Here is a 22,544-nt window from a genome sequence, read left to right on the forward strand (position 1 = left end):
CTGGAGTTATCCACAGGCCGGGGAAATTCATGGGGCGTTGTCGGTCCCGGCCCGTAGCGTTTTGGCATGACTTACCGCGATGTGGTCTCCCGACAGGTCCTGGCCTGGGCCTGCACCGCCATCGGCGCCCGGATGCCGGTGGCCATGGCGCCGCTGGCCCTGGTCTTCCTGGTGCGCGAGCGACCGGGGGGCTATTCGCTGGGCGCGATACTCGCGGCGGCCTATGTCCTGGGGGAGATCGGCGGTGCGCCGGTCTTCGGGATGCGGTTGCGGCCGGAGCGGGCCCGGGTTCAGCTGGCTGTCGGGCTCGCGGTCGGGACGGTGGGGTTTCTGGGGCTCGGGGTGTTTCCGGGGGCGCATCCTGTCGTGCTCGCCGGGTTCGCGTTCGTCGCCGGGGGTGCGCCTGCCGCGGCCACCGGCGGACTGCGCACGCTGCTAAGCGAGTTGGTGCCGGCGCGGTCCGTGGCGCAGGCCCTGTCCGTCGAGTCGATACTCACGGCGGGCGTGTGGGCCGTGTCTCCGGCGGCGGTGGCCGGGCTGGCGCTCGGTGTCGCGCCGAGGGTGCCGTTGCTGCTCGCGGCCGGGTTGATGGCGTGGTCGGTCGGGGGGTTGTGGCTGCTGCCGGCCCGGTGGGGTGGGGCGGAAGAGGAGGGCGGGGAGAGTCCTCCGCTGCTCCGGGTGCTGGTCGGGGCATGGCCGGTGTATGTCGTGGGCGGGGCCAGCCTTGCCCTGCTCGGGCTGTCGGAGCTTGTCCTCCCGGCTCTCCTCGAACAGCGCGGTATCGGCGTCGGCTGGTCGGGTCCGCTGCTGACCGGGATGGCGGTGGGGGGTGGGCTGGGCGCGTTCGTCTACGGGCTGCGCGGCTGGCCGGGGTTGTTGCGCACCCGGAGTGTGGTGCTGATGGCCGGCACCTCGGTGTGTGTGGCGCTGGCCGCGGTGATACCGGCCGCGGCGGGGATCGCGGTCGCGCTCGTCGTGGGCGGCACGCTTCAGTCGGGCGCGATGCTCACCCGGAATCTCTCGTTGCGGGAGGTGTTGCCGCCGGGTGCGTTGGCTGCGGGGTATTCGGTGATGTACGCGGCGTCGGGGGTGGGGTATGCGGCTACGGGGTCGCTGGCCGGGGCGTTGTTGAAGGTGGCTGCGCCGTCCACGGCGATCTTGGCGGGGGTGTGTCTGACCGTGGCGATGACCGGTGTGGGGTGGTGGGGAGAGGTGCGACGGGCGCGGCGGGGTGCGTATGCGGAGGGGAGTGGTGTGAGTGTCGTAGAGCCAGGGGGTGTTGGGGCTGGGGCGGGTGTTGAGGGTGTCAAGTGAGCTGCGACGCTTGGTCAGTTCAGGGCGCTCATCGCGCCTAGCGTGTTCGTTGCTCCCGTTGCTCCCGTTGCTCCCGTTGCTCCCGTTGCTCCCGTTGCTCCTGTGCGGAAGGTGCGGCGGTAGGCGGTCGGGGTGACTCCGAGGGCCGTCTGTAGGTGCTGGCGCATTGACTGGGCTGTGCCGAAGCCCGCGTCCGTGGCGACCTGGTCCATGGAGAGGTCGGTGGATTCCAGGAGGTGGCGGGCTCGTTCGACGCGTTGTTGGGTGAGCCACTGGCCGGGGCTGATGCCGACCTCCTCGCGGAAGCGGCGGGTGAAGGTGCGGACGGACATCGCCTCCTGCTCGGCCATGTCCCGGAGCTGGATGGGTTCGTGGAGGCGGGCCAGCGCCCAGGTGCGGGCGGCGGTCGTGGTCGCCACCTGCGGGTCCGGGACCGGGCGGTGGATGTACTGGGCCTGGCCGCCGTCGCGGTGGGGCGGTACGACCGTGCGGCGGGCGACGTCGTTGGCGACCGCGGTGCCGTGGTCGCGGCGGACCATGTGCAGGCACAGGTCGATGCCGGCGGCGACACCGGCGGAGGTGAGGACGTCGCCGTCGTCGATGAACAGGACGTCCGCGTCGACCTCGATCTGCGGGAACAGTTCCTGGAAGCGCTCGGCGTCGGCCCAGTGCGTGGTGGCGGGGCGGCCGTCGAGGAGGCCGGCGGCGGCGAGAACGTAGACGCCGGTGCAGATGGAGGCGAGGCGGGTGCCGGGGCGGATGTGGGCGAGGGCGGCGGCGAGTTCGGGGGTGAGGACGCCCTCCTCGAAGACCGGGCCGAGTTCGTACGACGCCGGGACGATCACGGTGTCGGCGGTGGCGAGGGCCTCCGGGCCGTTCGGGACGTGGATGGCGAAGTCGGCGTCGGTGTCGACCGGGCCGGGCGGGCGGACCGAGCAGGTGACGACCTCGTACAGCAGACGTCCCTCGGTGTCCCTGGGGCGGCCGAAGATGCGGTGCGGGATGCCCAGCTCGAAGGGGAGGAGGCCGTCGAGGGCGAGGACGACGACGCGGTGCGGGCGGTACTCCGGCTCGGACTCTCGGCTCATGGCCCGATTCTAGCGAATGCTGTCCTTCGGGCCAGTGGCTCGGGAGGGGTGGGATGCCGGAAGCTCGTTGACGTGACGCAGACAACCGATGCCGCGACCGGCACCGCAGACGAGCCGGGCCCCGGCACCGCCGAGGGGCCCGGCTCCGGCACCGCGCCCAGCGGCCGTAGCCGTCGTAGCCGTACCCGGATCAATCGTGCCTGGTTCGTCGCCGCCGTCACGTTCGTGACGATCATCGGTGCGGCGGCGTTCCGTTCGCTGCCCGGGCTGCTGATCGATCCGCTGCACCAGGAGTTCGGGTGGTCGCGCGGCACGATCGGGGCGGCGGCGTCCATCAACCTCGCGTTGTACGGGCTGACGGCCCCCTTCGCGGCGGCGCTGATGGACCGCTTCGGCATCCGGCGGGTGGTCGCGGTCGCGCTGACCGTGATCGCGCTCGGGTCCGGCCTGACGGTGTGGATGACTGCGCCGTGGCAACTGCTGCTGTGCTGGGGCCTGTTGGTGGGGCTGGGCAGCGGTTCGATGGCGCTCGCCTTCGCGGCGACGGTCACCAACCGCTGGTTCACCGCACGCAAGGGCCTGGTCACCGGCATCCTCACGGCGGCCTCGGCGTCGGGGCAACTCATCTTCCTGCCGCTGCTGTCCTGGATAGTCGAGGAGCACAGCTGGCGCCCGGCGGCGGTGACGGTGTCCCTCGCGGCGCTGGCCGTCGTCCCCTTCGTGTGGCTGCTGCTGCGGGACCACCCGGCGGACGTGGGCGTGAAGCCGTACGGGGCGACCGAGTTCGTGCCGAAGCCGGAACCGGTGACGGGTGCGGCCCGCCGTACGATCTCGGTTCTGTCCAAGGCGGTGCGCACGGGCCCGTTCTGGCTGCTGGCCGGTACCTTCGCGATCTGCGGCGCGTCCACGAACGGCCTGATCCAGACCCACTTCGTGCCCGCCGCCCACGACCACGGCATGCCCATCACGGCGGCGGCCTCGCTGCTCGCGGTGATCGGCGTCTTCGACGTGGTCGGCACGATCGCCTCCGGCTGGTTCACCGACCGCTTCGAACCCCGCCGCCTGCTCGCCGTCTACTACGCCCTGCGCGGCATCTCCCTCCTCTTCCTCCCCATGCTGCTGGCCCCCACCGTCCACCCGCCCATGCTCTTCTTCATCGTCTTCTACGGCCTCGACTGGGTCGCCACGGTCCCCCCGACCCTCGCCCTGTGCCGAGAGCAGTACGGCGAGGACAGCGCGATCGTCTTCGGCTGGGTCCTCGCCTCCCACCAGATCGGCGCGGCGCTCGTCGCCTTCCTGGGCGGGGTCGCCCGGGACGCGTTCGGGTCGTACGACATGGTCTGGTACGTGTCCGGGGCGTTGTGCGCGGTGGCGGCGCTGATGGCGTTGGTGATCCGGCGACGGCCGGTCGCGCGGATGGGCGCGGTCGCGGTGGCGTGACGGCTGACGGCTACGGGGCGGAGGTGATGTTCCCCTTCGCGTCCACGGTGTGGGTCTGCCAGTACGTGTCCCACTTGTCGTCGACGTGCTGCGGCACCTTCCCCTTCGGGTACCGCGCATAGCCGCTCGGCGGGGTGTCGCCGTTCTTCACACAGGCGCCGCCCGCGGTGCTGCCCACGGCCAGGACCGGGTACTCGCCCCCACCGCACAGGGCGTCCGCCCTGGAGAACGAGCAGGCGGACAGCAGCCCGGCGGTGGATATCAGGACGGACGTGAGAACGGCGACTCGCGTGCGCTTGCTCATGGTGGAGGTCCCCCGGTCAGATGCGCGAATGCACGAATGCGCGAATGCTCGAATCGGTCTGAGAGCAAGGCTGTCGGAGGAGGGGCGGACCTTCATGAGTACGCGGGCTCAGCATCGGAGCGCGGGTTACTCAGCAGCACTCGGAGGAACCGCCGTCCGCACGGGCGCGCTGCTGCGCCCGTGACCCCGGCCGCTGAGTTCGGCGTCGAACGTCTCCTGGGCGACGCGCATGGCCTCGGCGTACTCGGGCTGCCGTAGCCGCTCCCACATCTCGTCCTCGGGGACGTCCTCCACGTGGGCGACCACCCACCAGATGTTGCCGAAGGGGTCCGTGATCCGGCCGCCGCGCTGTCCGAAGGCGTCGTTCGCCAACTGCGTGACGATGCGGCTGCCGGCGTCGACGGCCCGGGCGAACGCCTGGTCCGCGTCGGGTACGAACACGCGCAGCAGGCTCGGCATGACGGGCCAGTCCGGGCTGCGGTCGAAGGCCAGCACGACCGTGTCCCCGATCCGGATCTCACCGTGCCCGATCGCCCCGCCCTCCGTCATCACCCGCCCGAGTTCCTTCCCGCCGAACGCCGCGGCGACGAAGTCGAGAAAGGCTCCGGTGTCGTCGGTGACGACCCAGGGGGCGACGGTGGTGTAGCCCTCCGGGGCGGAGTCGGTCTGCTGGGGCATGGTCGGGGTTCCCTTCGTCGCTGCCGGGTTTCGGGCGCGACGATAGGGGCGGGATAGGACAGGTCCTGTCCTACTGACGGCCGGATCTCCAACTGACGGCCGGATGCCCTACTGACGGCCGGATGTCCTGCTGACGGTCAGAGGAAGCGGCCCCGGTGGAACAACAGGGGCGCACCCTCACCCTCGTCGGTCCCCAGCCCGTCCACCCGTCCCACCACGATCAGATGGTCGCCCCCGGTGTGCACCGCGTGGATCGTGCAGTCGACCCAGGCCGTGGCGTCGGTGAGGCGGGGGGAGCCGGAGACGGGGGAGGCGTCGTAGGGGACGTCCGCGAACTTGTCCTTGCCGCTCACCGCGAAGCCGCGGCACAACTCGCCCTGGTGGGCGGCGAGTACGTTGACGCAGAAGACGCCGGCGCGGGCGATGCGCGGCCAGGTCGTCGACGTGCGGCCGACCATGAAGACGACGAGGGGCGGGTCGAGGGAGAGGGCGGAGAAGGACTGGCAGGCGAAGCCGGCGGGGCCGGGTTCGCCCTCGGCCGCGGGGGCGGTGATCACGGTCACGCCGGTCGCGAACGTGCCCAGTACGCGCCGGAATTCACCGTGGTCGACCGGCGCCCGCTCGTCGTCCGTGACGCACCGAAGCTCCGGCCGCGGCAGCGCCTCGACAGGCTGCGCGGCCGGAGCGCTTCCGGCCGACCTGAGGTACCGGACGGCGGCCGCGGCCGCCCCTGCGTGTCCCATCACATCACCCATTGAAGCTGACGGATCATCAGATAGGAAGGGGTGCGGGCCTGTCGGCATCCCGTATCGCGGACCGGTCCGAATCGGCTCTGTGCTGGGCCAATTCACAGGCTGCTGGGCAGATCATGGGTGTTACGTCGCCCCACGGACCCCTACGGGTCACCCCCCGCACGCCAACCCTCAGCAGTGTTACGGAACGACCGCCACCGGTACATCACCGCTGGCAGCCGTGACCTGAGGAGCACCCACACGATGAACCGTCTCACCGCACGCGGCGGAGCCGTGGCCGCCGTCGCCGGCCTCGCCCTGACGCTCGCCGCCGCCCTGCCCGCGCAGGCAGCCGACTCGACCGTGACCGAGTCCCAGTGGCTGACCGACGTCGCCGCCGTCACCGGCCCCGCGCAGACCTACATCGATTCCCGTGCCGCCGCCAACACCTCCGGCGCCAAGCAGGCGATCGTCCTCGACATCGACAACACCTCGCTGGAGACCTACTTCGAGGGCGGCATCACCGTCCCCGCCACCCCGCCGGTCCTCGCCCTCGCCCAGGACGCGCACGCCAAGGGCATCAGCGTCTTCTTCGTCAGCGCCCGCAGCAACCTCTTCAACGCGGTCACCAAGTCCAACCTGACGAGCGTCGGTTACACGGTCGACGGCCTCTACGCCCGTACCGTCGCCCAGCTCCTGACCGAGTCCATCGCCGACTTCAAGACCTCCCAGCGCAAGGCGATCGAGGCGAACGGCTACGACATCATCGCCAACATCGGCAACAACACCACCGACCTCTCGGGCGGCTACGCCGACACGACGTACAAACTCCCGGACTACGACGGCTTGTTGGACTGACCCGTACAACTGCCGAGGGTCCGCGCGGAGTTCAGCGAACCAGCTTCATGATGATGTCGTCGAAGTCGGGGAACTCCCGCGCGGCCCGCTCGATCACGGCAGCCGCGGTCGCGCGACGGTCGGGCGCGAACTGTTCCGCGATGGCGGCCAGTTCACGGTTGGGGCGTGGTACCCAGTCGGGCTCGGGATCGTCCGCGACGGATGCCTCCAGCGGGCCGAAGCCGTCGGCCAACAACCACAGGAACGCGCCCAGGTCGCGGGCGACGACGCCGGTCTCTCCCTCGGAGCCGAGGAAGACGACTGGCTGCTCGGCCAGTGCCCGGCCCGGGCGGACGATCCAGAATGCGGCGTTCCCACCGGAGCCGTCCTGGCCGAACACCCGGAAGTCATCGCCGTTCAGCTCACCGTTGCGGGTGCAGGCCCGCAGCCAGTCGTTCGTCTCATCGGCACTGAGGAAAGCGTCGTAGGGCTCGAAATCGACACCGTCCTCGCCAATCCAGGCGAGCCGAACCGCCATGGCAGCGGCAAGTGGGGCGGGGAACTCGCGGTCCTCGTTCGGCGTCACGCGAACAGATTAGCGATGTGACCGGGACGGCGGGCGTGCGTCAGAAGTGCGTGCCGATCCTGAAGACACGGCGGAGCTGCGCCATGTCGTGCCGGTCGCGTTCCGACGGCTCGTAACCCTGGTGGAAATGGACCTGCTGCTCGGCGGACAGGCACGGGAGCGGCGCTCCCTTGATCGTGCCCGTCACGAAGCACGAGGTGGGGTAGGCGAAAGGGCGCTCCGGGTCGGGTGACGCTTGGGTGGCCGAGCCGTCGGCGGCGAAGACCAGGGGATGGAGGTCGATCTCGCGCCCGTCCGGGGCCGTCATGACGAAGCGGACCGGCCGCCAGTCCAGGCTCTCGGCGAAGCCCTCCGCGCCGAGAGCCGCCAGCACCGCGTCCTCCTCGTCCCGGCGGTGCATCAGGTCCAGGTCGCGATGGTCCCGGGTCTGTTCGCCGATCAGGGCGTCGATGCCCCAGCCGCCGCCGATCCAGACGTCCGCTTCCGCGCGGCGCAGCAGCTCCAGGATGAACAACACCTCGTCGGCACTCATCACTTGAGGCACGTTAGAAGTGACCGCCCCGGACACGCGAACCGTTTCGCGAGGCAAAGCCGGAGGGTCACCGCCCCCGGTACTCCGGAGTCCGCCGCTCCACGAAGCTCGCCACCCCCTCCCGCGCGTCCTCCGTCGTCATGTTGATCTCCTGGGCCGCCGCCTCCGCCGCGAACGCGGTCGTACGGTCGCTGTCCAGGGACGCGTTGACGAGCTGCTTGGTGAGGGCGAGGGCTCGGGTAGGGCCGGTGGCGAGGCGTTCCGCCCATTCCCGGGCCGTCTTCTCCAACTCCCCATCCAGTACGACCCTGTTGACCAGGCCGAGCCGTTCCGCGTCCGGTGCGCTCACCGCGTCGCCGAAGAACATCAGCTCCTTCGCACGCTGCGGGCCGATCAGGCGCGGCAGCAGATACGCGCCGCCGCCGTCCGGGACCAGCCCCCGCCGTACGAACACCTCGATGAACCTCGCCGATTCCGCGGCCAGTACGAGATCGCAGGCCAGGGCCAGGTGGGCGCCGAGGCCGGCCGCCGTGCCGTTCACCGCCGCGATCACCGGTTTCTCGCAGTCCAGGACGGCGGCGATCAGGCGTTGTGCGCCCAGGCGGATCACCCGGGCCACGTCACCGGCCACCCGTTCGTCACCGGCTGAAGCTCCGCCGCCCCGCAGGTCCGCGCCCGCGCAGAAACCGCGCCCGGTGCCGGTGAGGACCACCGCCCGTACCGAGGGGTCCGCCGATGCCTCTCCCAACAGGGTTATCAGGCGGTCCCGTTGGGCCGGGGTGATCGCGTTCAGGGCCTCGGGGCGGTTGAGGGTGAGGTACGCGACCTGGCCGGAGACTGTGTACACGACCTCACTCACCGGCACACCGCCAACGCGTCCAACGCCACCGCGCCCTGCCCCCTCGGCAGCACCATCAGCGGGTTGATGTCCAACTCCGAGAGCACATCGCCCAGTTCGAGGGCCATGCGCTGCACGCGCAGGATCACCTCCACCAAGGCGTCGAGGTCCGCCGGGGGCCGTCCCCGTACCCCGTCCAGCAACGGACGCCCGCGCAACTCGCCGAGCATGTCCCGCGCCGCCTCCTCGCCGAACGGCGGCACCCGTACCGCCACGTCCCGGAGTACCTCCACCAGCACCCCGCCCAGCCCCACCGTCACCGTCGGGCCGAACAGCTCGTCCTGGGTGACGCCGACGACCATCTCGACGCCCCGCTCGACCATCTGGCACACGAGCACCCCGTCGAGCGTCACGTCCTCGTAGCGTGCGATGTCCGTCAACTCGCGGTACGCGTCCCGGACTTGGCTCGCCGAGGTCAGGCCCACCTTCACCAGGCCGAGTTCCGTCTTGTGCGCGATCTGCGCGCCGGACGCCTTCATCACCACCGGGTAGCCCACCAGCCCCGCCGCCCGTACGGCGGCTGCCGCGCTGGTCACCAACTGCTCGCGGGGGACCCGGATTCCGTAGGCCCGCAGGAGTTGTTTCGCCGCGTGTTCGCTCAGTTGCTGGCCCGGGCGCATCAGGGCCTCGGCCTTGCGGAAGGAGGGGGAGGCGGCGCGGGGGGCCTCGTCGAAGGGGGAACGGTAGGCGTGGACGAAGCGGTGGTGGGAGAAGTAGGCGTGGAGGGCCGTGACGCAGTTGCCCACCGTGCGGAAGGTCGCCACTCGGGACGAGCCCAACAGCCGCTCGCGGTACGCCGGTTCGGTGCCCACCGGTGAGCCCCACACCACGCACACCAGCTTGTCCGTGCGCTCCGCCGCCGCCACCAGATCCTCCACCAGCTTGTCGCTCAGCGGGGGGAACGGGCCCGTGATGGGGCAGACCAGTACCCCTACCTCCGGGTCGTCCAGGATCGCGTCGATGATCTTCCGGCCGCGCCAATCGCCCACCGGGTGACCGCCGTTGTCGACCGGGTTCGCCACGCTCAGGTATGGCGGTATCCACTCGTGGAGTTCGGATTGTTTGCCGGTCGACAGCTGTGGGAGGTGCAGTCCCGCCTCGCTCGCCAGGTCGGCGAAGTGGGCTCCCGTGCCGCCGGAGATCGAGTACACGACCACCCCCTCGGCCACCGGAGGCTTCGCCCGCGCCAACAGGGCCGCCGTGTCCTGGAGTTCGTCCAGGCCGTCGACGCGGATCACGCCGTACTGGCGCATCGCCGCGTCGACCACCGTGTCCGCGCCGGTGAGTTTGCCGGTGTGGGAGGCGGCCGTACGGGCGCCGGTCTCGGTGCGGCCGACCTTCACCGCGACCACCGGGACCTTGCGGCGGGCGGCGCGGTCGGCGGCGAGGAGGAAGGAGCGGCCGTCCTTGAGTCCCTCGATGTAGCAGGCGATGGCGCCGACTTCGGGGCGCTCGGCGAAGTAGGAGATGAAGTCGGCGGTCTCCAGGTCGGCCTCGTTGCCGGTGGGGGCCCAGTGGGAGAGGCGGATGCCGAGTTCCTGGAGGGCGAAGACCGGGCGGCCCTGGTGGCCGGACTGGGTGATGAGGGCTATCGCGGGTCCTTCCAGGTCCTCGCGGAAGTTCTCGAAGGCGTTGAGGTTGGTGTTCGGGCCGAGCAGGCGGAGGCCGGATCGGCCTACGGCTGCGGCCAGTTGGGCCTGTGCCAGCGCACCCGCCTCGCCCGTCTCCGCGAAGCCGGACGCGAAGGCGACCGCGAACTTCACCTTCGCCTCGGCGAGTTGCTCGATCACGGGGAGCGGGTCGGACACCAACACCACCGCCAGGTCGACCTGTTCGGGGAGGTCGGTGATGGCGGGGAAGCAGGGGACGTCGAAGACCGTGGCACGGGTGGGGTGTACCGGGTGCAGACGGGCCCCCACCCGTCCTGCCCAGGCCATGAGTTGGCGGGTGATGCCGGTGTTCGGGCGGCCCTCCGCGTCGGAGGCGCCGACCACGGCGACCGACTCGGGGCGGAAGAAACGGTCCAGGTCGGGTACGCCCGCGTACAACGGCCGCCCGCTGACGTCGAGATCGTCGACGTCGGCGGGCCTGCCGTGGACGGCGGGGCCGGGTTGCTCACCGCAGGCGATGACCCGGGCCCGGCGGGAGTCGGTGGTGAGGGTGCCGTGGGTTGATCCAAGCATCGGTCCGCCCCGCTCCTGTGTGACAGTCGTGACAGTCATGCCAGCGCAATAAACTGACGCAGTGTCAGATTAACGAACTGACAGTCCGTCAGGAACTGTCGTGCACGCAAAGAACGGACGGACACGGACGGACCCGGGGTCAGGACGCGGCCGGAACTCCCTTCGAGGCCGCCTTCGAGGCCTTCTTCGAGAGCTTCCTGGTCTCCTTGGCGACCGCTTTCGCGATCTTCTCCGCGTCGATGGCCAGTTCCCGGAGCATCCCGCTGATGGGGTTGGTGAACCCGGTGAAGTACAGGCCGGGCGCGTCCTTCGGGGTGCGGGCCCCGTTCACGACCGGCTTGCCGCGGGCGTCCAACACGCCCAGGTGGCCGACGAGTTGCTCCAGGGAGCGGACGTAACCCGTGGCTGCGATCACGACGTCCGGCCCGATGCGGTCGCCGCCGGCGAGGACCACCTTGCCGTCCTCGAAGCTCTCCACGGCCGGCACGATCTCGACCCGCCCCTTGCGCACGGCGTCGATCAGCCCGACGTCCTGCACCGGGATCGAGCCCTCCTTGACCCGGCTGTACAGCCCGGTCTCGGGGCGCGGCAGCCCCTGCGCCGACAGGTCAGGCACGCTGACCTTGGACACCGGCCCCGCGAGCCGGTCGACCAGGCCGACCGGCAGCCGTCGTACGAGAACGCCTGTGTACTGGGTCGCCCAGCCCGCGGTCGAGCGGCGCAGGATGTGCGGGGCCGTGCGGACGGAGAGGCGGACGCGCGACGCTCCGCCGTCCACCAGGTCCACGGCGATCTCCGCGCCCGTGTTGCCGATGCCGACGACCAGGACGTCCCGGCCGGCGTAGGGCTGGGCGGCGCGGTAGTCGGCGGCGTGCAGGAGGTCGCCGGTGTAGGCGTCGCGGCCGGGCCAGTCGGGGACGCGGGGGGTGTGGTTCGTGCCGGTCGCGATGACGACCGCGCGGCCGGTCAGCTCACGCCCGCCGGTGGCGTGCAGCAGCCAGCCGGTGCCGTCGGCCGAGCGCTCGACGCGGGAGACCTCGACGCCGGTGACGATCTCCAGCTCGTGGACCTCGGCGTACTTCTCCAGATAGCGCACCACGTCGTCCCGCGAGACCCAGCGGCCGAACCGGCGCGGCATGGTCAGTCCGGGCAGGCTCGACAGCCGCCGGGTGGTGTGCAGGTGCAGGCGGTCGTAGTGCCTGCGCCAGGACGCCCCGACCCGGTCCGACTTCTCCAGTACGACGGCACGGATGCCCTGCGCGCGCAGCGCGTACGCGGCGGCGAGACCGCCGGGGCCGCCGCCGATGACGTACACGGGGCGGTCTGCGTGGTTCTGCGCCGCGGGGTTCGGGGACGCTGTGGAGTCGGCCATGAGCGCGAGCGTAATCACGTCCCACGTTGATGGGTCTCGGTCAAGCCCGGAATTGGTTGCGGATCGATCACGGGTGTGGAGGAGTGGGTGAGGTCGGTGGCGTAGGGCCTCTGGTGTGTGAGGGCCGTGGGAATGGCCACGACGCCGAGCCCGCGTCGTGCGCGAAGGGGCTCGGCGTCGTGAGACGGCGACCGGAATGTATGACGGGAAACCGGTACCGCGTCCTTGGTGTCTACTTGCCGCGCTTGGCCTTGTGGCCCGTCACCTGGGCGATCCACGTGATGAAGTCGCCCGGGTCGGTGTTGGAGCCGTGGCCCTCGTCCCAGTAGTAGACGTGGTTCACGTCGTCGCCCAGGTTGTCGAGGCGGGCGGCGAGGTTGGCGGCGACCGTCAGCGAGGTGTCCGAGTCCTTGGTACCGAGGCGGATCCACCAGTGCTTGGAACGGTTCGGGTTGACCTTCTCGACCAGGTGGTACATCGGGTTCATCAGGTCGAGCTTCGCGGGGATGTCGCTCGGAACCCGCTTGCTGCTCAGGCCCGTTGAGTCGTTCTTCGCGCCGTACGCCGTGAAGTGGCGGGCCAGGGTCGTGCCCGTGCCGAACTCGTTGTTCTCGCCGGCCGACAGGTCGAAGGCGTCGAAGGCGGGGGCGTCCTTCTTGCGGGCGCCGACATGGGTGAGGAAGTCGGCCCAGGTGAAGGTGGCCTTGCCGCCGGACCAGGTGATGAAGGTGTTGGCCTTCAGGTAGGTCGCGCGGGCGGAGTCGGAGAGGGCGGCGAGATAGGTGGTCGCCGAGGGCTCCAGGTACTGCTCGACCATGTACGCGTCGAGGTTGCGGGCGTTCAGCGGACCGAAGCCGCCGAGGCCGCGCAGCTTCAGGCCGGCCTGGTACTCGGCGAACTGTGCCTGCAACGCCTTGGAGACCGTCTGGTCGACCTGCTTGCCGGTGCTGAGGTCGTTGGCGCCCCAGTTCCACTCGTAGGCGCCGTCGGCGTGCTCCAGGTCGGTGATCGGGCACCAGGCGCCGGTCGCGAAGATGGCGTCGGAGGCGTCGGCCGCGCCCAGCTCCTTGAGGTACTTGTCGTAGAGCGGGCTGTCGCCGGACGCGCCCAGCAGGGACGACAGCGCGCCGCCCGCACTGGTCCCCGCGGAGACGATGCGCTCGACGTTGCCGGGGATGCGGCCCTTGTTGGACCGCACGTACCGGACGGCGGCCTTGAGGTCGACGATCGCGGTCGGGGCGGTGCCGTAGTACTCGCCGCTGGAGTTCTTGAGGGTACGGCCGCGGGCGCCGGGCTCGATGACGACGTAGCCGGCGGCCAGCGCGAGGAACTGGTTGCTGGAGGTGGCGCCGCCGGTGGCGTTGGTGTTGCCGTTGGCGCCGGGGGCGGAGGCGCTCGCGGAGGCTGAGGCGTTCGCTGAGGTTGAGGCGGAGGAGCTGGGGGCACCGGACGGGGCCGCGCCGCCGCCCATCGCCGAACCGCCGCCGCCGACCTCGGTGGCGGTCGCCACGGAGGCGGGGAGGTAGCCGCCGATGGAGTTGGCGAGCAGGATCGGGGCGTTGCTCGCGTCGACCGCCTTGCCGTCGATCGACACCGGGGAGCTGACGATCAGGGACTGGTAGGTGGCGTCCACCGGGTTGGCGACGTACGTGATCGCCTTCCAGAAGTGGTAGACGACCGTGTGCTTCGTGCCCGCGGTGTCCGTGACGGTCTTCGTGAGCTTCGTGTAGGCGTCCGGGTCGAAGACCAGGGTGTCCGAGGAAGATGAGGACGATGACGACGACGTTTTCGAGCTGCTGGCGTTCGCGCTGAGCGCGATGCCGCCGACCGCCGCGACACCGGCGGTCGCGCCGATGCCCATGACTACCGTCCTGCGCTTCACTGCCCTGTGCTTCACCGTGCTGCCTCTCGTCTTCCCGACTGCGTCTTCCCGACCGCTCCTTGGCCTTGCGCTTGCGAACGTAATCGGCGCCGAACAAAATCGTCAACAATCTGCGGGGATTCATGGCGGACCCACAGCGGCACGGTCCGCGCACAGGATTTTCATGGCCCCCTCTCGGCTTTCTTCAGCTTCTGACGTACCGTCAGATTCATGGATGCGATCTGGCTCAGCGGAGCGGACTGGCTCGCGGTCCTCCGTATAGGACTCGGGCTGTGGTGGCTGGAGAGCTGGCGGCACAAGGACAAGAAGGCCTGGTTCGAGCGCGGCACCGGCATCGCGTGGGCGGCCGACGTGGCCGCCAAACACCGCTGGACCGCGGTCCGTTCGGGCTTCGACGTGATGGTCGCGCCGCGCCCGCGCACGATGGCGTACGTCGTCGTCTACGCCGAGTTGGCGGTCGGCCTCGGCCTGGTCGTGGGCTTCCTCACCCCCGCCGCGCTCGTCGGGGGCCTGCTCCTCAACGTCCTCTACTTCACGCTCATGATCCACGACTGGGCGGAGCAGGGGCAGAACGCGATGATGGCGCTCATCTCCCTGGTCGCCCTGTTCGCGATGTCCTGGCAGGTGTGGTCGCTGGACGCGGCACTGGGATGGTTCTGATGGGGACCTCCCCGCGCTACGACCTCCCCGAGCCCGACGCGTTCACCCGCACCTACTGGGACGCCGCGGCCCAGGGCCGCCTGCTCCTCCGCCGCTGCGCGGACTGCGGCCGGGCCCACCACTACCCCCGCGAGTTCTGCCCCCACTGCTGGAGCGACCACGTCACCTGGGAACCCGCGACCGGTCACGCCACCCTCTACACCTGGTCCGTCGTCCACCGAAACGACCTCCCGCCCTTCGGGGAACGGGTGCCGTACGTGGCGGCGGTGGTCGACCTCGCGGAGGGGCCGCGGATGATGACGGAGCTCGTGGAATCCGGGCTTGGGCCCGCGGGGCTGCGGGCCGGGATGCCGGTGGAGGTGACGTTCCGGGACGGGGTGCCGGTGTTCAGGACGGTGTAGCCCTGTGAGACACGCAGGGCTACGCTGATTGCATGAAGACGATCACGCAGCGGGAGTTCCGCAACAACTCCGCCGCGGTCATGGACGCGGTGGAGGCCGGGGAGACGTACCACATCACGCGCAACGGCATAGAGGTCGCCGAACTGCGCCCGTTGCCGCGCCGGCGGCGGCTGAGCGTCGAGGAACTCGTCGCCCGGCACCGGATGCTTCCGCGTGTGGACGCCGCGCAGATGCGAGCGGAGGCGGACGAGTTCTTCGAGGGCGAGGACCGGGCCGACGAAGACCCCTGGGAGCGCAGGCGTGGCTGATCGACATCCCGCCGGTGTCCTCGACACCTGCACCTATATCGACCTCGACCTCCTCGCCCCGCAGGATCTCCCTGTTGCGCCGGAGCTCACCGCCGTGACGTTGGCCGAACTGCAGCAGGGCGTGGCCATGGCCAAGGACCCGATGGCGAGGGCGGCCCGCATGGAGAAGCTGGGAGCCGCGGTCGCCGACTTCGACCCCCTGCCGTTCGACGGCCCCGCCGCCGCCCGGTACAGCACGCTGGTCGCACTGACCATCGCGGCCAGCAGGGATCCGCGACCACGGCGCATGGATCTCATGATCGCCGCGATCGCCTCGACGAGAGGCCTGCCGCTCTACACGCGCAATGCGGGCGACTTCAAAGGGCTGGAAGACGCGGTTCTCATCGTCCCCGTCTGACTGTCCCGGCCCGGAAAATGACGTACCCGGCGCACAAGGGGCTTGATTCAATGGCGCGATGGCCCACATACGCGAGCGGTCTCTGCGGCAGCCCTTTCCCGAGCTCTACGGTCACGGACTGCGGCTGCGGCCCTGGGATGCCGACGACGACACCGATGTGACGGACTGGCTGCGCGGGGTGTCGGACCCCGAGTTCCAGCGCTGGAACACCCCGCTGCGGCCGGTCACGGACTTCGCGAGCGCCCGTAACTCGCTGCGGTCCCGTGCCGAGAACGCGGAGGACGGCGTCAGCGCGTCGTTCTGTGTCACGGACGCGGCCGGCGGTACGACGCTGGGGCACATCGGCGTCAACGACATCGACCACGTCATCCGCGTCGCCCGCGTCGGCTACTGGACGCTCCCCGAGGCCCGGGGCCGCAACGTCGCCACCCGCGCCCTCACCCTCGCCGCCCGCTGGGCCCTGACCGACCTGGGCCTGCACCGCCTCGAACTGGGCCACGCCCTCGGCCACGACGCGTCCTGCCGTATCGCCGAGCACTGCGGGTTCCCGGCCGAGGGGACGCTGCGCGGGGCGATGTTCGAGGCAGGGCAACGGGACGCGTTCCGTGACGTTCACCTGCACGGCCGGCTGGCCACGGACCCGGAACCGGAGGTGAAGGTGTGACGGACCGCGACTGGCACATCACCGGGGACCTGGACCAATTCCTCGCCCGGGCAGGGGAGTTCCTGCGTTCTCGGCCCGCCCTGCACACGGTTCACCTCACGGTGACGGCGGCGCTGCGCAGCCGAGGGTTGCGCATGTACGGCGTGGGGGACCCGGTGTTCGGCGCGCTGGAACGAGACGGCGACGTACGGGCCGCCTTCTTCCGCACGCCTCCCGGCCGGCTGATGCTGACGCCCCTCGCTGCGGAGGAGGCCGTCGAGCTGGCCGCCCAACTGTCCTTGCGCGGCGACGAGTTGCCGGGAGTCATGGGGGAACTGGACACGGCATCGACGTTCGCGGAGGCATGGACAAGCCGAACGGGCGCGCTCTCCGAACTCCACGCACGCCAACGCCTTTACCGCCTGGGCGAGTTGACGACTCCGCAACCCTCCCCACCGGGCCGCCCGAGAGTCGCGACGGCAAACGACCGCGAACAACTCATGCGCTGGTACGTCGAGTTCACCGCGGCGATCGGCGAGAGCGGCACCTCGCAGGACCCCGGTGAGTGGGCCGACTCCCGGATCGCGTACGGCGGGATCACGCTCTGGGAAACCCCGGACGGTACGCCGGTGTCCATGGCCGGGCTCACGACGAAGGTCGCCGGCCAGGTCCGAGTCGCCCCCGTCTACACCCCGGCGGACCTCAGGGGCCGGGGCTACGCGGGCGCGGTGACGGCGGAGGTCAGCGGAATGGCCCTGGCGGCGGGCGCGGACGAGGTACTCCTGTTCACCGACCTGGCCAACCCCACGAGCAACGCCCTGTACCAGCGCATCGGGTACCGCCCGGTGGAGGACTTCGCGGGCTACGACTTCCGGCCCGGCGCGGAGCGAAGGTGATACTCGACCCATGGGAACGGGATCAGGAACGGAATCGGGATCGGGATCGGGAACAGACCTTCACGAACTGCTGAAGTCACTACGGGTATGGGCCCCGGAGGTGACCAAGCTGCCGCCGCTGGACCCGACCGCGGCACCGGACACCCCCCTCGCCCTCTTCACCACCTGGTTCGCGGAGGCGGTGGCGGCGGGCGAGCTCGAACCGCACGTGATGTCGCTGGCGACGAGGGACGGCGACCCGGAGTCTGAAGGCGGCGGCCTCCCGGACGTACGGATGGTCATGCTGCACGGCGCGGACGCGGAGGGCTGGTCCTTCGCGACCCACTCCACGAGCCGCAAAGGCCACCAGCTGAAGGGCTTCGCATACGCCGCCCTCGCCTTCTACTGGCCCCGGCTCGGCCGCCAGGTCCGCCTACGAGGCCCCGTCATCCCGGCGACACCGACCGAATCCCAGGCGGACCTGCACGCGCACTCGACGGGCGCGTTGGCGGCAGCGCTGACCGGCCACCAGAGCGAAGTCCTCTCATCCTTGGGCGAGTTGACGCAGACATCGGAAACGGCCTGGGAACTGGCACAACGAGAACCAAAAACCCCTGCCCCGTCCTGGACCCTGTACCGGGTGTTCCCGGACGAGGTCGAGTTCTTCCAGGGCGATGCGCTACGACGACACGTGCGCCTGAGCTATGTCCGGGGGGAGCGGGGCTGGTCGAAGGGGTTGCTCTGGCCCTGAGCTGTGTACTGAACTTTGGGCCACTCGCTTCTTGGCCAGTGTCGTGCTTCCACGGCCCGAGTAAAGGGCGCTCCCTGCGGTCGCGTCGCCTTCGGCGATTCCGCTTCGCTCCACCCTTGACTCGGTCCGCTCCAGCCCGTTTCAGAAGCGAGCGAGCGGCCCGGAGGAACGGGTGGCCAAGGTGGGCAGGCCCCTACCTGCACTGCGTAGCAAGCCGGTGCGGAGGGGCGCGTTCGCGTCTCGCCAGCACGCCGGGCCGGCTTAGCGGCCAACGGCGAGTGGTGGGTGGTGGGTGGGGAGTGTGGTTGGGGACTGGTACCCGTCCCGCCCGTCCTTCCCCGCTGGACTCTTCCCCCTCCACTCTCCGCAGCCTCTGTCCTTTTCTAACCGGTAAAGGGTGGTGACGGTGGTTAGATTTACTCCCGGCTTCCAGCACCTACCCACCCAGGGTCGGCCGCTCAAGTCGAAGCGGCGTGCGGGCCGGACCGCAGCACACCCCCATGCACCCCCCACCACCACGCTTCCCGCCCCACCGGCGGGTAGCCGCTAAGCCGACCCGGCGTGCTGGCGAGACGCGGGCGCGCCCCTTCATACCGGTCGGCAGGACAGTTCAGGCAAGGGGGTTCCTGCCTGGCCACCCGTCCTTCCGGGCCGCTCGCTCGCTTCTGAAACGGGCTGGAGCGGCCCTAGTCAAGGGTGGCCCGCAGGGCCATCGCCGCAGGCGACGCGTAGCGCAGCGGAGCGCCCTTTACTCGGGCCGTGGAAGCCCGACACTGACCAAGAAGCGAGTGGCCCAACGGTCACTGGTGAGGGGCTTGTGGGCACTGAGTAGGGCCTCAATCTCGTCTTCGTCGAGTCGCGGGCAGGGGGTACGTTGATCTCCAAGTTCGTTGAGGAGAAGGCGGGGAGACTGTGAACGTGCGCCGCCCGTTGAAGTGTGCGGTCGGCGCCGGAGCAGCCGTCACCCTCCTGCTCGCGGCGCTCACATCCTGTGGCAGCGGGGCAACCGACAAGGCGCCCTCGATCACCGCGCCCGAGGTTTTCTACCTGCGCCCCGTCGGCGACAAGTCCGGCCCGCACGACAAGGATCCGTTCCACTTCTCCGCCGACGACGGCAAGACGCACACCGGTGTCGGAGGATCCGCTGATCACACCCTCACCGTGGACGTGCTGCCCGGCGTGAAGAGTGCGGTCGTACTGCGTAAGGGCGGGAACTGCACGGGCAGTCCCACACATATGACGTGTGCGGTGCGTTCCGAGTACGACAGCCGGTCGGACGGAGGCGTCTCCCTGGTCGCGGCCGAGGGCAGCAGGCCGGGGGATGCCGGTGTGGTTCGGTACACGTACGCGGGTCGGGGTGGGAAGACGGTCACCGCGCGGACGAAGGTCGTCGTAGGCGAGCCGGTGGTCGAGGTGTTGACAACGAAGTTACTCGGCGGAGTTCGTCCGGGGGCCGAGCTGAGCCGGCCGATCGTCGTCCGGAACACCGGCGAGGTGCCGGTCAGGGGACTGGTGCTCCAAGTCGGCCTCGAACAGCTGGAGTTCGAGGAGCGGTACGCCAACTGCCGTTATCCGGGCTTCTACAAGGGGCACATCGCGGTGTGCCAGTTCCCGGATCTTCGCATCGCGCCCGGGCAGACCGTGACCGTCCAGCCCGCGCTCCGGCTCCGCGCGCCCAAGACGAGAATGTACGCCTCCTTCAACAGCGAGGCCCGGGCGCTGGACATGGGACCGCAATACGGGGGTGCCATGGCCGGCGGGGACCACGGTGACGGTCCGGCCCTTCGTCCCGAAGCCACCGCCGCCGAGAAGGGCACCTACGCCAAGGGTGGCGGCTGGACGAACGTCGTGCTCGACACCCACGCCGACTACTCCGTCTCCGACGTGAACCTGTACGGCGACCCCGGCACCGAGCGGACCTTCAAACTCACCGTCCGCAACAACGGCCCCGCCGACGCCGGCGCCACGGAGCAGCTGGTGTTCAGCCCGCCGCTCGGCATGGAGATGGTGAAGCAGCCCATGCAGGAGTACGACGAAGACGCCTACGAGCCCTACTGCGAGCGCGGCGCCTACGCCTACACCTGCGACATCAAGGCCCTGGAACCCGGCAAGACCCAGACCTTCACGTTCACGATGCGCCTCGGCGAACCGGGCGAAGGCGCCCTGACCCTCCAGGACAGGAAACAGGACAAGAAACCGGCCCAGGACTGGTACGTCGGCGACCGCGACCCGGACCCGGGCAACGACAAAGCCGTCATCACGGTCCACCCCGACCGTTGAACCGCTCGGCCGGGCCCCGCGTACCACTCACCGAGGGCGGCGGCGTCGGAGGAAGGGTCGAGCGATTTCAGTCTCTGTGGAAGTGAGGGCGAGCGACGCACCTGTGCGTCGGCAGGTGCTGGGGCTGGACGGCCTCCGCGGGCTGGCGGCGCTGTACGTGGTGCTGTTCCACTGCTGGCTGTACACCTTCCCGGGGTACCCCAACAGTTCGGCGCCCCGAGTGCTGGACGTGCTGATGTTCGGCCGCCTCGCCGTCGTCTTCTTCCTGGTTCTGTCCGGCTTCTCCCTCGCCATCTCCCCGGCGCGGCACGGCTGGCGGTCCGGCGGTGTCGCCCAGTTCCTGCGCCGACGCGCCTGGCGCATCCTGCCGCCGTACTGGGCGGCGCTGGCCATGAGCCTCGTCGTCTCCCTGTACGTGGTGCCGGCCTCGCACTACGGGCCGCCCGACGGCTCGTCGATTCTCGTCTACGGCCTTGTCCTTCAGGACGTGTTCTTCGCCCCGACCCCGAACGGCGCGTTCTGGTCGATCGGGGTGGAGGCCGAGCTGTATCTCCTCTTCCCCCTCGTCCTTCTTGTCCGGCGGCGGTTCAGCGCGGCGGCCGCGGTCGCGTGCGTGACGCTCCCGGTGATCGTCCGCGGGCTGCTGGCCACCGGCGCGAACCCGGTCGAGGGTGACAACTGGCTCGCCCCGCATCTCGCCCCCGTGTTCGTCGCGGGAGTGGTGGGTGCGGGGGTTGTAGTTGCGTCGGAGCGGGTTCGGCGTCTGCCGTGGGGGTGGTTCGCCGTCCTGGCCGCCCTGCCGGTCGTGGTGGTCGGCGTCGTTCAAGGGTCCGTGTGGACCGTGAACCACTACTTCTGGGTCGATCTCGCCATCGCTCCCGCCATGACGATGCTGATCGCCGCGGTCGCCACCGGCCAACCTGCCTTTCTCGTACGGTTGTTGACCGCCCGGCCTCTTCAGATCCTCGGCGATGCCTCCTACAGCCTCTACCTGATCCACCTGCCGATCGTCCTGGTCGTCATCCGCCGAGTTGCCCCGCATTTCGTCGCGCCCGGGATGCCGACGTTCTGCTTCACGCTTCTCCTGGGACTGCCCGTCTCGGTGCTGACGGCATGGCTGTTCTCCCGGATCTTCGAACTGCCCTTCAAGCGGAACCGGTCCTGGAAGTCCCTGATGGCTCAGTCCCGCCCCAGCACCACCGTCCCCGAAGAGCAGAACCAGCCGCCCGTCCCGGAGGCGACTCCGAGTCGCGGCAAGTCGCCGTCCGCGCCGGTGACTTGACGAGCCCCGGCCTCCCCCCGCAACTGCCGCACCGCCTCCACCAGCAGGAACAGCCCCCGCATCCCGGGATGTTGGGCCGACAGCCCGCCCCCGTCCGTGTTCACGGGCAGTTCGCCGCCGGTCACCCGCAACCGGCCCTTCTCCACGAAGGCACCCCCCTCACCCTTCGCGCAGAAACCCAGATCCTCCAGCGTCACCAGCGTCATGTAGGTGAACGCGTCGTAGATCTCCGCGAAGTCGATCTCCGACGGCCCAACTCCCGCCCGTTCGAAGGCCAGTCGGCCGCTCACCGCTGCCGGTGACACCGTGAAGTCGGGCCACTCGGACATCGCCGCGTGCGAGACGTGCTCCCCGGTGCCGAGCACCCACACCGGTGCCGTACGGCAGTCCCGTACGTACTCCTCGGCCGCCAGCAGGATCGCCGCCCCGCCGTCGGACCGTATGCAGCAGTGCAGTTTGGTGAACGGGTCGGCGATCATCGGGCCGGAGAGCACGTCGTCGACGGTGATCGGGTCGCGGAACATCGCCTCGGGGTTCAGCGCGGCGTTCGCGCGGGCCTGTACCGCCACCTCCGCCAACTGCTCGATCGTCGTGCCGTATTCGAGCATGTGGCGGCGCGCGGCCATCGCGTACTTCGCGATCAGTGTGTGGCCGTAGGGGACCTCGAACTGGAGCGGGCCCCGCGCGCCGAAGGAGAGGTTGCCGGTGCGGCGGCCCGCCTTGATGTCGGCTCGGGCCGTCGAGCCGTAGACCAGCAGGACCGCGTTCGCGTGGCCTGCGGCGATCGCGTCCGTCGCGTGGGCCGCCATCACCTCCCAGGTTGAGCCCCCTACCGAGGTGGAATCCACCCACGTCGGGCGCAGGCCCAGGTATTCGGCCACCTCGACCGGGGCCAGGGTGCCCAGGCCCGCCGACGCGAAGCCGTCCACCAGCTCCCTGTCCAGGCCCGCGTCCGCCAGTGCGCGGCGGGCCGCCTGGGCGTGCAGGGCGTAGGGGGTCGTGTCGTCCACGCGCCCGCAGTCGGACAGGGCGACACCCACCACGGCGACCTTGCGGCTCCCCGGTGTCATGAGGCGCTCCTCCCTCTGTGCATATCGTGCCC

23 protein-coding genes are annotated in these 22,544 nt (G+C 70.2%); 12 read left to right on the top strand and 11 right to left on the bottom strand.

Going from position 1 to position 22,544, the window contains the following annotated elements; all coding sequences use genetic code 11:
* Nucleotides 1–66: 66 nt before the first annotated feature.
* Nucleotides 67–1,314, top strand: coding sequence for an MFS transporter (locus OG194_RS26415; RefSeq protein ID WP_327403273.1), 1,248 nt, complete (start codon nucleotides 67–69; stop codon nucleotides 1,312–1,314).
* A gap of 14 nt (nucleotides 1,315–1,328) precedes the next feature.
* On the opposite strand, the gene OG194_RS26420 is transcribed toward OG194_RS26415, so the two are convergent.
* A complete protein-coding gene (locus OG194_RS26420; protein WP_327403274.1) occupies nucleotides 1,329–2,402 on the bottom strand; it encodes a GlxA family transcriptional regulator in 1,074 nt (357 codons plus the stop codon).
* A gap of 72 nt (nucleotides 2,403–2,474) precedes the next feature.
* Here OG194_RS26420 and OG194_RS26425 point away from each other — a divergent pair, with 72 nt between their 5' ends.
* Nucleotides 2,475–3,842, top strand: a complete 1,368-nt coding sequence (locus OG194_RS26425) for an MFS transporter (protein ID WP_442811630.1) — start codon at nucleotides 2,475–2,477, stop codon at nucleotides 3,840–3,842.
* Between the two features lie 10 nt (nucleotides 3,843–3,852).
* Here OG194_RS26425 and OG194_RS26430 read toward each other — a convergent pair whose 3' ends face one another.
* The 3 genes from OG194_RS26430 to OG194_RS26440 all read right to left on the bottom strand — a co-directional run bounded on the left by OG194_RS26430 (nucleotide 3,853) and on the right by OG194_RS26440 (nucleotide 5,567).
* The gene (locus OG194_RS26430; protein ID WP_327403275.1) at nucleotides 3,853–4,146 is read right to left on the bottom strand and encodes an SCO0607 family lipoprotein; all 294 of its coding nucleotides are present in this window, start codon (nucleotides 4,144–4,146) and stop codon (nucleotides 3,853–3,855) included.
* Nucleotides 4,147–4,272: 126 nt separating this feature from the next.
* Nucleotides 4,273–4,824 carry a VOC family protein gene (locus OG194_RS26435; protein WP_327403276.1) on the bottom strand — a complete coding sequence of 184 codons (552 nt, stop codon included), beginning with the start codon at nucleotides 4,822–4,824 and terminating at the stop codon, nucleotides 4,273–4,275.
* A gap of 137 nt (nucleotides 4,825–4,961) precedes the next feature.
* Complete coding sequence (locus OG194_RS26440; RefSeq protein ID WP_327403277.1) at nucleotides 4,962–5,567, bottom strand: flavin reductase family protein; 606 nt, start codon at nucleotides 5,565–5,567, stop codon at nucleotides 4,962–4,964.
* Between the two features lie 252 nt (nucleotides 5,568–5,819).
* Here OG194_RS26440 and OG194_RS26445 point away from each other — a divergent pair, with 252 nt between their 5' ends.
* Nucleotides 5,820–6,413: an HAD family acid phosphatase gene (locus OG194_RS26445; RefSeq protein ID WP_033286521.1), complete on the top strand. Its 594-nt coding sequence runs from the start codon at nucleotides 5,820–5,822 to the stop codon at nucleotides 6,411–6,413.
* Nucleotides 6,414–6,444: 31 nt separating this feature from the next.
* Here the strand turns inward: OG194_RS26445 and OG194_RS26450 are convergent, their stop codons facing one another.
* The 6 genes from OG194_RS26450 to OG194_RS26475 form a co-directional block, all read right to left on the bottom strand.
* Entirely contained in the window at nucleotides 6,445–6,978 is a 534-nt protein-coding gene (locus tag OG194_RS26450; RefSeq protein ID WP_327403278.1) for an SMI1/KNR4 family protein, read from the bottom strand.
* A gap of 40 nt (nucleotides 6,979–7,018) precedes the next feature.
* Nucleotides 7,019–7,510, bottom strand: a complete 492-nt coding sequence (locus tag OG194_RS26455; protein WP_327403279.1) for a nucleotidyltransferase domain-containing protein — start codon at nucleotides 7,508–7,510, stop codon at nucleotides 7,019–7,021.
* 67 nt (nucleotides 7,511–7,577) lie between these two features.
* Nucleotides 7,578–8,375, bottom strand: coding sequence for an enoyl-CoA hydratase/isomerase family protein (locus OG194_RS26460; protein WP_327403280.1), 798 nt, complete (start codon nucleotides 8,373–8,375; stop codon nucleotides 7,578–7,580).
* Nucleotides 8,366–10,591: an acetate--CoA ligase family protein gene (locus OG194_RS26465; protein ID WP_327403281.1), complete on the bottom strand. Its 2,226-nt coding sequence runs from the start codon at nucleotides 10,589–10,591 to the stop codon at nucleotides 8,366–8,368. Before OG194_RS26465 ends, OG194_RS26460 begins: the two co-directional genes overlap by 10 nt.
* 139 nt (nucleotides 10,592–10,730) lie before the next feature.
* Nucleotides 10,731–11,963, bottom strand: a complete 1,233-nt coding sequence (locus tag OG194_RS26470; protein WP_327403282.1) for a flavin-containing monooxygenase — start codon at nucleotides 11,961–11,963, stop codon at nucleotides 10,731–10,733.
* A gap of 232 nt (nucleotides 11,964–12,195) precedes the next feature.
* Complete coding sequence (locus OG194_RS26475) at nucleotides 12,196–13,824, bottom strand: subtype B tannase (RefSeq protein WP_327403283.1); 1,629 nt, start codon at nucleotides 13,822–13,824, stop codon at nucleotides 12,196–12,198.
* A 231-nt stretch (nucleotides 13,825–14,055) separates the two neighbouring features.
* Between OG194_RS26475 and OG194_RS26480 the strand changes: the two genes are divergently transcribed.
* The 9 genes from OG194_RS26480 (at nucleotide 14,056) to OG194_RS26520 (ending at nucleotide 21,442) form a co-directional block, all read left to right on the top strand.
* Nucleotides 14,056–14,505 carry a DoxX family protein gene (locus tag OG194_RS26480; protein WP_327403284.1) on the top strand — a complete coding sequence of 150 codons (450 nt, stop codon included), beginning with the start codon at nucleotides 14,056–14,058 and terminating at the stop codon, nucleotides 14,503–14,505.
* The gene (locus tag OG194_RS26485) at nucleotides 14,505–14,906 is read left to right on the top strand and encodes a Zn-ribbon domain-containing OB-fold protein (protein ID WP_327403285.1); all 402 of its coding nucleotides are present in this window, start codon (nucleotides 14,505–14,507) and stop codon (nucleotides 14,904–14,906) included. Before OG194_RS26480 ends, OG194_RS26485 begins: the two co-directional genes overlap by 1 nt.
* A 32-nt stretch (nucleotides 14,907–14,938) precedes the next feature.
* Complete coding sequence (locus tag OG194_RS26490; RefSeq protein ID WP_327403286.1) at nucleotides 14,939–15,214, top strand: type II toxin-antitoxin system Phd/YefM family antitoxin; 276 nt, start codon at nucleotides 14,939–14,941, stop codon at nucleotides 15,212–15,214.
* Nucleotides 15,207–15,611 (top strand): type II toxin-antitoxin system VapC family toxin, encoded by a 405-nt coding sequence (locus OG194_RS26495; protein ID WP_327403287.1) that lies wholly within the window; start codon nucleotides 15,207–15,209, stop codon nucleotides 15,609–15,611. Before OG194_RS26490 ends, OG194_RS26495 begins: the two co-directional genes overlap by 8 nt.
* Nucleotides 15,612–15,669: 58 nt before the next feature.
* Complete coding sequence (locus OG194_RS26500; protein ID WP_327403288.1) at nucleotides 15,670–16,275, top strand: GNAT family N-acetyltransferase; 606 nt, start codon at nucleotides 15,670–15,672, stop codon at nucleotides 16,273–16,275.
* Nucleotides 16,272–17,150, top strand: coding sequence for a GNAT family N-acetyltransferase (locus tag OG194_RS26505; RefSeq protein ID WP_327403289.1), 879 nt, complete (start codon nucleotides 16,272–16,274; stop codon nucleotides 17,148–17,150). Before OG194_RS26500 ends, OG194_RS26505 begins: the two co-directional genes overlap by 4 nt.
* Before the next feature lie 10 nt (nucleotides 17,151–17,160).
* Complete coding sequence (locus tag OG194_RS26510; protein WP_327403290.1) at nucleotides 17,161–17,880, top strand: pyridoxine/pyridoxamine 5'-phosphate oxidase; 720 nt, start codon at nucleotides 17,161–17,163, stop codon at nucleotides 17,878–17,880.
* Nucleotides 17,881–18,798: 918 nt separating this feature from the next.
* Nucleotides 18,799–20,160 carry a hypothetical protein gene (locus OG194_RS26515; RefSeq protein WP_327403291.1) on the top strand — a complete coding sequence of 454 codons (1,362 nt, stop codon included), beginning with the start codon at nucleotides 18,799–18,801 and terminating at the stop codon, nucleotides 20,158–20,160.
* Nucleotides 20,161–20,242: 82 nt separating this feature from the next.
* Nucleotides 20,243–21,442 carry an acyltransferase family protein gene (locus OG194_RS26520; protein ID WP_327403292.1) on the top strand — a complete coding sequence of 400 codons (1,200 nt, stop codon included), beginning with the start codon at nucleotides 20,243–20,245 and terminating at the stop codon, nucleotides 21,440–21,442.
* Here the strand turns inward: OG194_RS26520 and OG194_RS26525 are convergent.
* Nucleotides 21,340–22,512, bottom strand: a complete 1,173-nt coding sequence (locus OG194_RS26525; protein WP_327403293.1) for a thiolase C-terminal domain-containing protein — start codon at nucleotides 22,510–22,512, stop codon at nucleotides 21,340–21,342. The two genes, OG194_RS26520 and OG194_RS26525, sit on opposite strands and share 103 nt — an antisense overlap.
* Nucleotides 22,513–22,544: the final 32 nt, after the last annotated feature.

Source organism: Streptomyces sp. NBC_01288 (assembly GCF_035982055.1).
Classification (GTDB): Bacteria; Actinomycetota; Actinomycetes; order Streptomycetales; family Streptomycetaceae; genus Streptomyces.

Bases quoted from the DNA above. Each gene is read 5' to 3' on its own strand.
- OG194_RS26430 (WP_327403275.1), bottom strand. From the start codon at position 4,146: ATGAGCAAGCGCACGCGAGTCGCCGTTCTCACGTCCGTCCTGATATCC.
- OG194_RS26440 (WP_327403277.1), bottom strand. From the start codon at position 5,567: ATGGGACACGCAGGGGCGGCCGCGGCCGCCGTCCGGTACCTCAGGTCG.
- OG194_RS26500 (WP_327403288.1), top strand. From the start codon at position 15,670: ATGGCCCACATACGCGAGCGGTCTCTGCGGCAGCCCTTTCCCGAGCTC.
- OG194_RS26415 (WP_327403273.1), top strand. From the start codon at position 67: ATGACTTACCGCGATGTGGTCTCCCGACAGGTCCTGGCCTGGGCCTGC.
- OG194_RS26490 (WP_327403286.1), top strand. From the start codon at position 14,939: ATGAAGACGATCACGCAGCGGGAGTTCCGCAACAACTCCGCCGCGGTC.
- OG194_RS26475 (WP_327403283.1), bottom strand. From the start codon at position 13,824: ATGGGCATCGGCGCGACCGCCGGTGTCGCGGCGGTCGGCGGCATCGCG.
- OG194_RS26435 (WP_327403276.1), bottom strand. From the start codon at position 4,824: ATGCCCCAGCAGACCGACTCCGCCCCGGAGGGCTACACCACCGTCGCC.
- OG194_RS26420 (WP_327403274.1), bottom strand. From the start codon at position 2,402: ATGAGCCGAGAGTCCGAGCCGGAGTACCGCCCGCACCGCGTCGTCGTC.
- OG194_RS26455 (WP_327403279.1), bottom strand. From the start codon at position 7,510: ATGAGTGCCGACGAGGTGTTGTTCATCCTGGAGCTGCTGCGCCGCGCG.
- OG194_RS26470 (WP_327403282.1), bottom strand. From the start codon at position 11,963: ATGGCCGACTCCACAGCGTCCCCGAACCCCGCGGCGCAGAACCACGCA.
- OG194_RS26525 (WP_327403293.1), bottom strand. From the start codon at position 22,512: ATGACACCGGGGAGCCGCAAGGTCGCCGTGGTGGGTGTCGCCCTGTCC.
- OG194_RS26485 (WP_327403285.1), top strand. From the start codon at position 14,505: ATGGGGACCTCCCCGCGCTACGACCTCCCCGAGCCCGACGCGTTCACC.
- OG194_RS26445 (WP_033286521.1), top strand. From the start codon at position 5,820: ATGAACCGTCTCACCGCACGCGGCGGAGCCGTGGCCGCCGTCGCCGGC.
- OG194_RS26465 (WP_327403281.1), bottom strand. From the start codon at position 10,591: ATGCTTGGATCAACCCACGGCACCCTCACCACCGACTCCCGCCGGGCC.
- OG194_RS26480 (WP_327403284.1), top strand. From the start codon at position 14,056: ATGGATGCGATCTGGCTCAGCGGAGCGGACTGGCTCGCGGTCCTCCGT.
- OG194_RS26510 (WP_327403290.1), top strand. From the start codon at position 17,161: ATGGGAACGGGATCAGGAACGGAATCGGGATCGGGATCGGGAACAGAC.